Below are 12247 nucleotides of genomic sequence, written 5' to 3'. Positions count from 1 at the left end.
TCTTACAAGAACAGGTCGGGTCAAAGATCAGCAAGCTGAGGAACCCCATGGCTTACTCTTATTCTGAAAAGAAACGTATCCGTAAGGATTTTGGTAAACGTCCACAAGTTTTGGATATACCTTTCTTACTGTCGACACAGTTAGAATCGTTTAAAAAATTCTTAGTCCCAGACGCTGATGGCGATCATGGTTTGGAAGCAGCCTTCCGTTCTGTGTTCCCTATTAAAAGCTACTCGGGAAATTCTGAGCTTCAATACGTAAGTTATCGTATTGGTGAGCCAGTATTCGATGTAAAAGAATGTCAAATTCGCGGTGTGACTTATTCTGCTCCACTTCGCGTGAAACTGCGTCTTGTAGTTATGGACAAAGAAGCTCCAGGCACAGTTAAAGACATTAAAGAGCAAGAAGTTTACATGGGCGAAATTCCGCTCATGACTGATACCGGTACTTTTGTAATCAATGGTACAGAGCGTGTTATCGTTTCTCAGCTACACCGTAGCCCTGGTGTATTCTTTGATAACGACCGCGGTAAAACCCATTCATCGGGTAAAGTATTATATAACGCACGCGTTATACCTTACCGTGGTTCATGGTTAGACTTCGAATTTGATGCAAAAGATAACTTATATGTACGTATAGACCGTCGTCGTAAATTACCGGCGTCTATTATTTTACGTGCACTTGAGTACTCTAGCGAAGAAATCTTAGATATGTTCTTCGATACTACCGCGTTTGAAGTAACTGACGGTAAAGTTCTTATGGAACTTGTGCCTTCACGTTTACGTGGTGAAACTGCCGCTTTTGATATCAAAGGCGAAGACGGTGAAGTACTTGTTGAAAGCGGTCGTCGTATTACGGCTCGCCACATCAAGAGCATCGAGAAAAAAGGCATTAATCAATTAGAAGTACCACATGAGTACATCATTGGCCGTATTGTAGCTAAAAACTATGTTGATGAGTCAACAGGTGAAGTTATTGCAAACGCTAATGACGAGCTATCACTAGAGTTGATGGCTGAATTGGTTAAAGCAGGTCACACTAAAATTGAGACGTTATACATCAATGAAGTGGACAGCGGCGCTTACATGTCAAATACATTAAATATTGACTCGTCTAGCAACCGTTTAGAAGCATTAGTAGAAATTTACCGCATGATGCGCCCAGGCGAGCCACCGACGAAAGACGCGGCTGAAGCCTTATTCGAGAACTTATTCTTCTCTGAAGAACGTTATGACTTATCTACTGTAGGTCGTATGAAGTTCAATAGCCGTGTTGGTTACGATACAGACACAGGCCCTGGCACATTAAGCAAAGAAGACATCGTGTCTGTTATGAAAGTATTAATTGCTATTCGTAACGGTCAAGGCGATGTTGATGATATTGACCACTTAGGCAACCGTCGTATACGTAGTGTTGGCGAAATGGCTGAGAACCAATTCCGTGTTGGTCTAGTACGTGTAGAACGTGCTGTACGTGAGCGTTTAAGCTTAGGTGACCTTGACGCGATAATGCCACAAGATCTTATTAACGCTAAGCCTATTTCGGCAGCGGTTAAAGAGTTCTTCGGCTCGTCTCAGTTATCACAGTTTATGGACCAAAATAACCCGCTATCAGAAGTAACGCATAAGCGTCGTATTTCTGCATTAGGTCCGGGCGGTCTAACGCGTGAGCGCGCTGGCTTTGAAGTACGTGACGTTCACGTAACTCACTATGGTCGCGTATGTCCAATCGAGACTCCTGAGGGTCCAAACATCGGTCTAATTAACTCGTTATCTACGTACGCACGTACAAATGATTACGGTTTCTTAGAGACACCTTACCGTAAAGTGGTAGATGGTGTAGTAACTGATGAAGTTGATTATTTATCAGCCATTGAAGAAGGTCAGTTTGTTATCGCACAGGCGAACTCAAACTTAACTGAAACCAATGAGTTTGTTGATGAACTTATTCCGTGTCGTCACAAAGGTGAATCTACCTTTATGGGTCGCATGGACCAGCAATATATGGATGTATCACCACAACAGGTGATCTCTGTAGCGGCAGCACTTATCCCGTTCCTAGAACACGATGATGCTAACCGTGCATTGATGGGTTCAAACATGCAACGTCAAGCAGTACCAACATTGAAAGCGGATAAGCCGTTAGTAGGTACAGGTATTGAGTTAACACTAGCGAAAGATTCTGGTGTAACGATTGTTGCTAAACGTGGTGGTGAAGTAATGTACGCCGATGCTAGCCGCATCGTTGTAAACGTACATGACGATGAGCGTATTCCTGGTGAAGCGGGCATCGACATTTACAACCTTACTAAATACACACGTTCTAACCAAAATACATGTATTAACCAAAAACCAACGTGCATGGTTGGTGAACCGGTTACTCGTGGTGACGTGTTAGCAGATGGTCCTTCGACTGACTTAGGTGACTTAGCCCTTGGTCAAAACCTTCGCGTGGCATTCATGCCATGGAACGGTTATAACTTCGAGGATTCAATCTTACTATCAGAGCGCGTAGTTGAAGAAGATCGTCTAACGACTATCCACATTCAAGAACTACAGTGTGTTGCCCGTGATACTAAATTAGGTCCTGAAGAGATCACTGCAGATATCCCGAATGTGGGTGAGTCTGCGCTAGGCAAGCTTGATGAATCAGGCGTTGTTTATATTGGTGCTGAAGTTAAAGGCGGCGATATCCTAGTAGGTAAAGTGACTCCGAAAGGCGAGACGCAATTAACACCTGAAGAGAAGCTACTGCGTGCTATCTTCGGCGAAAAAGCGTCTGACGTTAAAGACAGCTCTTTACGTGTACCAAACTCTGTAACTGGTACTGTAATTGACGTACAAGTTTTCACCCGTGATGGTGTTGAAAAAGATAAGCGTGCGTTAGAAGTTGAAGACATGCAGCTTCGCGAAGCGAAGAAAGACTTCAACGAAGAGTTCCGTATTCTAGAAGCCGGTGTATTAGACCGTGCTCGCAAGCTACTTGCTGCAGCAGGCTTCGATGAAGACAACTTAGCGTCACTAAATGCTGAAAAGCTACTTACTCAAAGCCTTGGACAAGAAGACAAGCAAGCTGAACTTGAGCAACTAGCTGCACAGTACGATGAGCTTAAAGCTGAATACGATAAGAAGTTTGAAAACAAACGTCGTAAAATTACTCAAGGTGATGACTTAGCACCAGGCGTACTTAAGATTGTTAAAGTATACCTAGCTGTTAAACGTCGTATCCAACCGGGTGATAAAATGGCGGGTCGTCACGGTAACAAAGGTGTTATCTCGACTATCGTACCAGTAGAAGATATGCCATACGATGACAAAGGTCGTACGGTAGATATCGTACTAAATCCACTAGGTGTACCATCACGAATGAACATCGGTCAGATCCTTGAAACACATATGGGTCTAGCTGCACGTGGTATTGGTGAGCGCTTAGAGGAAATGATGAAGGAACAACGTGAGCTACATGAGCTACGTGAATTCATTAAGCAAGCTTACGAAATCGGTGAATCTCGTCAAGAAGTAGATATTGCTAGCTTCTCTGATGATGAAATTCGTCGTTTAGCTGATAACTTAAAAGGTGGTTTACCAATCGCTACTCCTGCATTTGATGGCGCTAAAGAAGACGAAATCAAAGACATGCTAGAGCTTGGTGGATACCCAAGAAGTGGTCAGGTTACACTCTATGATGGCCGTACTGGCGATCAGTTTGAACGTCAAGTAACTGTTGGTTACATGTACATGCTTAAACTTAACCACTTGGTTGACGATAAGATGCACGCACGTTCTACTGGTTCTTACAGCCTTGTTACTCAGCAGCCGCTGGGTGGTAAAGCACAGTTCGGTGGCCAGCGTTTTGGTGAGATGGAAGTATGGGCACTTGAAGCTTACGGTGCTGCTTACACTCTACAAGAAATGCTAACAGTGAAATCGGATGACGTGAACGGTCGTACTAAGATGTATAAAAACATCGTTGATGGTAACCATAAAATGGAACCAGGTATGCCAGAATCGTTCAACGTATTGTTGAAAGAAATCCGCTCACTGGGTATCAACATCGAGTTGGAAGAAAATTAAGCCAATTAGATGCTGCAGTTAACCCTGCAGCATCTGTTACGGCTGAATAGAATGTAGGGGCGAGATTATCCGCCCTCAAGATTAACTCCGACAGGAGAGCTAAGGTGAAAGACTTACTTAAGTTTCTGAAGCAACAAAATAAGACCGAAGAATTCGATGCAATTCGCATTGGTCTTGCTTCACCAGACATGGTTCGTTCATGGTCATACGGTGAAGTAAAGAAACCTGAGACTATTAACTACCGTACTTTCAAGCCTGAGCGCGATGGCTTATTCTGTGCCCGTATTTTCGGCCCAGTGAAAGATTATGAGTGTTTATGTGGTAAATATAAACGCCTTAAACACCGTGGTGTGATCTGTGAGAAGTGTGGCGTTGAAGTTACACTTACAAAAGTGCGTCGTGATCGTATGGGTCATATCGACCTTGCGAGCCCAGTAGCACATATATGGTTTTTAAAATCATTACCGTCTCGTATTGGCTTAATGCTTGATATGACACTTCGTGATATTGAACGTGTTCTTTACTTCGAATCATTCGTAGTAACTGAGCCTGGTATGACAACGCTTGAGCGTGGTCAACTATTAGGTGAAGAAGAATACCTAGATGCACTTGAAGAGCACGGTGATGAGTTTGAAGCTAAGATGGGTGCAGAAGCAGTATTAGACTTGCTTCGTGAACTTGATCTTGGCCAATTAATTGCAGAAATGCGTGAAGAGTTACCAACAATTAACTCTGAAACGAAGCGTAAAAAGATCACTAAGCGTCTTAAGTTAATGGAATCGTTCCACCAATCAGGTAATAACCCTGAGTGGATGATCATGACAGTACTTCCAGTATTGCCACCTGACTTACGTCCATTAGTACCACTAGACGGTGGTCGTTTTGCGACATCTGATCTAAACGACCTTTACCGTCGTGTTATTAACCGTAATAACCGTCTTAAGCGTCTATTAGATTTAGCTGCACCAGATATTATCGTACGCAACGAAAAACGTATGTTACAAGAAGCGGTAGATGCGCTACTTGATAATGGTCGTCGTGGTCGTGCAATTACAGGTTCTAACAAGCGTCCGCTTAAATCTCTTGCTGATATGATCAAGGGTAAGCAAGGTCGTTTCCGTCAGAACTTACTTGGTAAGCGTGTAGATTACTCTGGCCGTTCTGTAATCACGGTTGGTCCTACACTTAAGCTTCACCAATGTGGTCTTCCTAAGAAGATGGCACTTGAGCTATTCAAACCATTCATCTATGGCAAATTAGAGCGTCGCGGCATGGCTACGACAATCAAAGCTGCTAAGAAAATGGTAGAGCGCGAAGTAGCGGAAGTATGGGATGTACTAGACGAAGTAATTCGTGAACATCCAGTATTACTTAACCGTGCACCTACACTTCACCGTTTAGGTATCCAAGCGTTCGAACCTGTACTAATTGAAGGTAAAGCAATCCATTTACACCCATTAGTATGTGCGGCTTACAACGCCGACTTCGATGGTGACCAAATGGCGGTACACGTACCGTTAACGCTTGAAGCTCAGTTAGAAGCTCGTGCACTAATGATGTCTACTAACAACATTCTATCTCCAGCGAATGGTGAGCCAATCATCGTTCCTTCACAGGATGTTGTATTAGGTCTTTACTACATGACGCGCGATCGCATTAATGCGAAAGGCGAAGGCATTGTATTTAAAGATCCTAAAGAAGCAGAAAAAGCATACCGTAGTGGTAACGCAGAACTTCACGCGCGCGTTAAAGTGCGTATTAGTCAGTCAATCACTAACGAAGCAGGTGTTGTTGAAGACACTGTAACGCTTATCGACACTACTGTTGGTCGTGCAATTCTGTCTCTAATTTTACCTAAAGGTATGCCGTTTGAGTCAATCAACCAAGCATTAGGTAAAAAGCAGATTTCTGGCTTATTAAACGAGTGTTACCGTCGTCTAGGTCTTAAAGACACTGTTGTGTTTGCTGACCAAGTTATGTACACCGGTTTCCACTACGCAATGAAGTCAGGTGTTTCAATTGGTATCGATGACTTAGTTATCCCACCAGTTAAAGCATCAATCATTGAATCAGCTGAAGCTGAAGTAACTGAAATCAACCAACAATTCCAATCAGGTCTTGTAACGGCTGGTGAAAAGTACAATAAAGTTATCGATATCTGGTCACGTGTAAATGAAAACTTATCACGTGAAATGATGGCCAACTTGTCTAAAGACACGGTTATCAATGCGAAAGGTGAAGAAGAAGAGCAACCGTCATTTAACTCAGTGTTTATGATGGCCGATTCAGGTGCTCGTGGTAGTGCCGCTCAGATCCGTCAGCTAGCAGGTATGCGTGGTCTAATGGCACGTCCAGATGGTTCAATCATCGAGACGCCAATCACGGCTAACTTCCGTGAAGGTCTAAACGTACTACAGTACTTCATCTCAACGCACGGTGCGCGTAAAGGTCTTGCCGATACAGCACTTAAAACAGCTAACTCAGGTTACCTAACGCGTCGTCTAGTAGACGTTGCACAAGATTTGGTAATCAATGAAGACGACTGTGGCACAGAAGATGGCTTAACAATGAAACCGCTTATTGAAGGTGGTGACGTTGTAGAAGCACTTCGCGAACGTGTACTAGGTCGTGTTGTAGCTGAGCCTGTGGTTATCCCTAATACAGATACTGTATTAGTAGAACGTAATATCATGCTTGATGAAAAACTGTGTGACCTTTTAGAAGAGCACTCAGTAGATGAAGTTCGCGTACGTTCTGTTATCACGTGTGATAACGACTTTGGTGTATGTGCTAAGTGTTATGGTCGTGACCTTGCACGTGGTCATATCATCAACGCGGGTGAATCAGTAGGTGTTATCGCGGCACAATCAATCGGTGAGCCGGGTACACAGCTTACGATGCGTACATTCCACATCGGTGGTGCGGCATCAAGAGCATCAGCTGAAAATAATGTACAAGTTAAAACTGACGGTACGTTAAAACTACATAACGCTAAGTATGTACTTAATACCGACGGTAAGATTGTAATTACTTCACGTTCAACTGAAATCACTATCATTGATAGCTTCGGTCGTGAAAAAGAGCGTTATAAAGTACCTTACGGTGCGGTACTAACAGTACAAGACAATGCAGAAGTTCAAGGTAACGACATCGTTGCTACTTGGGACCCGCATAGTCACCCAATCGTTCTTGAGCATAAGTCAAAAATCTCGTTCAGCGATGTTGATGACTCAAATACTGAAGCGCAAACTGATGAACTAACCGGCTTAACCCGTGTAGTTGTTAAAGACCTTGCTAAAGTAAATGCGAAAGAGCCTAAGCTTATCATCGAAAGTGAAGAGCGCGGCTTGCAAGAAACACGTCTACCTTCATTCACTACAATTGAAGTGACAGATGGCGTTACAGCAAACCCAGGTGACGTACTTGCACGTATTCCGCAAGAAGGTTCGAAAACTCGTGATATCACGGGTGGTCTACCACGCGTAGCCGACTTATTTGAAGCACGTAAGCCAAAAGATCCAGCTATCTTAGCTGAAATCACAGGTACTATTAGCTTCGGTAAAGAGACTAAAGGTAAGAAACGTTTAGTTATTACACCAGCTGAAGGCGATCATTACGAAGAGATGATTCCTAAGTGGCGTCAACTTAACGTGTTTGAAGGTGAGCAAGTGTCTAAAGGTGAAGTTATCGCCGATGGTCCTGAATCACCACATGACATCTTACGCCTACGTGGTGTGACTCATGTTGCTAACTACATTGTTAACGAAGTGCAAGAGGTTTACCGTTTGCAGGGCGTTAAGATCAATGATAAGCACATTGAAACAATTATTCGTCAGATGCTACGTAAATGTACCATCCTTGACGGCGGTGATACTGAGTTCTTAGCGGGTGAGCAAATTGAAGTAGCTCGCGTTAATATCGCTAATCGTGACCTTGAAAAACAAGGTAAAATCCCAGCGAAGTTTGAAATACAACTTATGGGTATCACGAAAGCATCACTAGCAACCGAATCTTTCATCTCGGCAGCGTCTTTCCAAGAAACAACACGTGTTCTTACAGATGCCGCAGTGAATGGTAAGAGCGATGAGCTTCGTGGTCTGAAAGAAAACGTAATTGTGGGTCGTCTGATCCCAGCCGGTACTGGCTTTGCGTATCACCAAGACCGTATGGCTCGCCGCAAGCAGGGTGAAGTTGTTGAAGAGCAAACAGTAAGTGCAGAAGAGGCAACTCAAGCACTAACAGATGCTCTGAACGCAGATTTATCTGGAAATCAATAAACTCTTATTAATCAACAGATTAATAAATCGTAAGACAGTTATCTACTGTCTTACGATGAGTTTAGGTTGACAGGTTAAACTTTGCTCATTAAAATTCCGCCACCCATTTACTTGCATGTATGTTACAAGCTTGTAAAAAGGGCGGATTTTTTTATTTTTTTCAGTAGTAATTTTAATTTCAGGAGCTATTTAAATGGCAACTATTAACCAGCTAGTGCGTAAGCCACGTCGTAGCAAGGTTACTAAAAGTAACTCAGCTGCGCTTAAAGCGTGTCCGCAAAAGCGTGGTGTATGTACTCGCGTATATACAACTACACCTAAGAAACCAAACTCAGCGTTACGTAAAGTAGCTCGTGTACGTTTAACTAACGGTTTCGAAGTAACATCATACATCGGTGGTGAAGGTCATAACCTTCAAGAGCACAGTGTAATCCTAATCCGTGGTGGTCGTGTTAAAGATTTACCAGGTGTGCGTTTTCACACTGTACGTGGTGCACTTGACTGTGCAGGCGTTAGCGACCGTCGTCAAGCTCGTTCTAAATACGGTGCAAAACGCCCTAAAGGCTAATTGTTTTCCGTTAGTAAGGCCAAGCACTAAATATTATTAATTATTGTTTTGGGTGATTGTTCCAAAAGGACAAACCTGAATAAACCGGAGATACAAAATGCCTAGAAGACGCGTAATAGGTCAACGTAAAATTCTTCCAGATCCTAAGTTCGGATCGGAACTTCTTGCTAAATTCGTTAACATCGTAATGTTAGACGGCAAGAAATCTACTGCTGAAAAAATTGTTTATGGTGCGCTAGACGTGGCTGCTGAGAAATCAGGCAAGTCGCACCTAGAAATCTTTGAATCTGCACTTGATAACATCCGTCCACAGGTAGAGGTTAAATCTCGCCGTGTTGGTGGTTCAACTTATCAAGTTCCAGTTGAAGTACGTCCAGTACGTCGCAACGCATTAGGTATGCGTTGGTTAGTAGACGCTGCACGTAAGCGTGGCGAAAAATCTATGGGCTTACGTTTAGCTCAAGAAATCGTTGACGCTGCTGACAACAAAGGCACTGCGGTTAAGAAACGTGAAGACGTTCACCGTATGGCTGAAGCGAATAAAGCATTCGCACATTACCGTTGGTAATCTGTCCTTAACCTTTAAGAGGATCATATGGCACGTACAACTCCACTTGAGCGCTACCGTAATATAGGCATAGTAGCTCACGTAGATGCAGGCAAAACCACTACAACAGAACGTGTTCTGTTCTACACTGGTCTTTCTCATAAGATCGGTGAAGTACATGATGGCGCCGCAACTATGGATTGGATGGAGCAGGAACAAGAGCGTGGTATCACAATCACTTCTGCTGCAACAACGTGTTTCTGGAAAGGGATGGACGCGCAATTTGACGACCATCGTATCAATATTATTGATACTCCAGGACACGTAGATTTCACTATTGAAGTAGAGCGTTCTTTACGCGTACTTGATGGTGCGGTAGTTGTTCTTTGTGCTTCATCAGGTGTACAGCCGCAAACTGAGACAGTTTGGCGCCAAGCGAACAAATACGAAGTTCCAAGAATGATCTTCGTAAATAAAATGGATCGCACCGGCGCTGACTTCTTAACGGTTGTTGACCAGGTGAAATCTCGTCTTGGAGCAACGCCTGTTCCAATCCAGTTGCCAATTGGCGCTGAAGACGACTTTAAAGGTGTTATTGACCTTATAAAAATGAAAGCCATTAACTGGAACGAAGCGGACCAGGGTATGACTTTCTCTTATGAGGCAATACCGGCAGAACTTCAAGAGCTCGCTCAAGAATGGCACTCTCATTTAGTTGAAAGTGCAGCTGAAGCCTCTGAAGAACTAATGGATAAGTACTTAGAAGGTGAAGAGTTAAGTGAAGCAGAGATTAAATCTGCCTTACGTCAACGCACATTAGCGAACGAAATTGTTCCCATTACGTGTGGTAGTGCATTTAAAAACAAAGGCGTTCAAGCTGTGCTTGATGGCGTTGTTGAATACATGCCTGCACCAACACAAGTGAAACAAATCCAAGGTATCCTAGAAAATGGAACTGAGGAAGAACGTCCAGCTGATGATAAAGCGCCGTTTGCTGCACTTGCATTTAAAATTGCAACAGACCCGTTTGTTGGCACTTTAACCTTTTTCCGTGTTTACTCTGGTACTGTTAAACAGGGTGACGCGGTTTATAACCCAGTTAAAAGTAAGCGTGAGCGATTTGGTCGTATCGTACAGATGCATTCAAACTCACGTGAAGAGATCAAAGAAGTTTACGCAGGCGATATTGCGGCAGCTATTGGTCTTAAAGACGTAACAACAGGTGAGACACTGTGTGATCCGAACTCTATCATTACGCTAGAGCGTATGGAGTTCCCAGAGCCAGTTATCTCTGTTGCGGTTGAGCCTCGCACAATCGCTGACCAAGATAAGATGGGTATTGCACTAGGTAAACTAGCTGCTGAAGACCCTTCTTTTCGTGTACAAACTGACGAAGAATCAGGCCAGACTATAATCTCTGGTATGGGTGAACTTCACCTTGATATCATTGTCGACCGTATGAAACGTGAATTCAGTGTTGAATGTAACGTTGGTAAGCCGCAGGTTGCATACCGAGAAGCTATTCGTTCAACTGTTGAAGTTGAAGGGAAGTTTGTACGTCAATCAGGTGGTCGTGGTCAATATGGTCACGTCTGGGTTAAACTTGAACCGATGGATATTTCGGATGATGAAGCACCAATTTATGAGTTCGTTAACGAAACTGTAGGTGGTTCGGTTCCAAAAGAATTTATCCCTGCGGTAGACAAAGGTATCCAAGAGCAAATGTCTCAAGGTGTACTGGCAGGCTACCCATTACTTGGCGTTAAAGCGACTTTATATGATGGTTCATTCCATGATGTAGACTCGAATGAAATGGCATTTAAAATTGCAGGTTCAATGGCAATGAAAGCTGGGGCGCTTAAGGCTGACCCTGTACTTTTAGAGCCAATGATGAAGGTTGAAGTAATCACTCCTGACTCAAACATGGGTGATGTAGTTGGCGACTTAAACCGTCGTCGCGGCATAATCGAAGGCATGGAAGATGCAATAGGTGGACTTAAGCAAGTTAATGCTCAGGTTCCTCTTTCTGAAATGTTTGGTTATGCAACTGCTTTACGATCTGCAACACAGGGCCGTGCTTCTTACTCTATGGAGTTTTTGAAGTACGCTGAAGCCTCTAAAAATGTTGCAGATACAATAATTTCAGCTCGCGCTGTTATATGATTTTAGCTTGTCTGGCTCAATAGTGAGTCAGGCTTTAATTTCTTAATTAGGAATTTTTTAAGATGGCAAAAGAAAAGTTTGAACGCGTAAAACCGCACGTAAACGTTGGTACAATCGGCCACGTTGACCACGGTAAAACTACACTAACTGCAGCAATCACTAACGTACTTGCAAAAGTATACGGCGGTGTTGCTAAAGATTTCGCATCAATCGATAACGCTCCAGAAGAGCGCGAGCGTGGTATCACAATCTCAACTTCTCACGTTGAGTACGATACACCAACTCGTCACTACGCACACGTAGATTGTCCTGGACACGCCGATTATGTTAAAAACATGATCACTGGTGCTGCTCAAATGGACGGCGCTATCTTAGTAGTAGCTGCGACTGACGGCCCTATGCCACAAACGCGTGAGCACATCCTACTTTCTCGTCAGGTTGGCGTACCTTACATCGTTGTATTCATGAACAAATGTGACATGGTTGACGACGAAGAGCTACTTGAGCTAGTAGAAATGGAAGTTCGTGAACTTCTTTCTGAATACGACTTCCCAGGTGATGACTTACCACTAATTCAAGGTTCTGCTCTTAAAGCACTTGAAGGCGAAAAGCAGTGGGA

At 43.5% G+C, this 12247-nt stretch carries 6 protein-coding genes; all 6 read left to right on the top strand.

Annotation, left to right across the window (positions count from 1 at the left end; all coding sequences use genetic code 11):
• Nucleotides 1–47: 47 nt before the first annotated feature.
• Entirely contained in the window at nt 48–4073 is a 4026-nt protein-coding gene (gene rpoB, locus MTF68_RS15065; protein ID WP_248462947.1) for a DNA-directed RNA polymerase subunit beta, read from the top strand.
• A gap of 104 nt (nt 4074–4177) precedes the next feature.
• Entirely contained in the window at nt 4178–8350 is a 4173-nt protein-coding gene (gene rpoC / locus MTF68_RS15060; RefSeq protein ID WP_054983402.1) for a DNA-directed RNA polymerase subunit beta', read from the top strand.
• A gap of 193 nt (nt 8351–8543) precedes the next feature.
• Entirely contained in the window at nt 8544–8918 is a 375-nt protein-coding gene (gene rpsL / locus MTF68_RS15055; protein WP_002958885.1) for a 30S ribosomal protein S12, read from the top strand.
• Between the two features lie 97 nt (nt 8919–9015).
• Complete coding sequence (rpsG, locus tag MTF68_RS15050) at nt 9016–9486, top strand: 30S ribosomal protein S7 (protein ID WP_004588211.1); 471 nt, start codon at nt 9016–9018, stop codon at nt 9484–9486.
• Nucleotides 9487–9513: 27 nt separating this feature from the next.
• Nucleotides 9514–11628 (top strand): elongation factor G, encoded by a 2115-nt coding sequence (fusA, locus tag MTF68_RS15045; protein WP_024032049.1) that lies wholly within the window; start codon nt 9514–9516, stop codon nt 11626–11628.
• A gap of 62 nt (nt 11629–11690) precedes the next feature.
• Nucleotides 11691–12247: GTP-binding protein (locus MTF68_RS15040; RefSeq protein WP_248462945.1), on the top strand; the 557-nt coding region annotated here is incomplete at its 3' end.

It is taken from the genome of Pseudoalteromonas sp. 2CM37A (assembly GCF_023161885.1).
In the GTDB taxonomy this organism is placed as follows: Bacteria; Pseudomonadota; Gammaproteobacteria; order Enterobacterales; family Alteromonadaceae; genus Pseudoalteromonas; species Pseudoalteromonas atlantica.
Note: the sequence above shows the minus strand (reverse complement) of the source record. Positions and strands in the feature narration are given on the sequence as shown.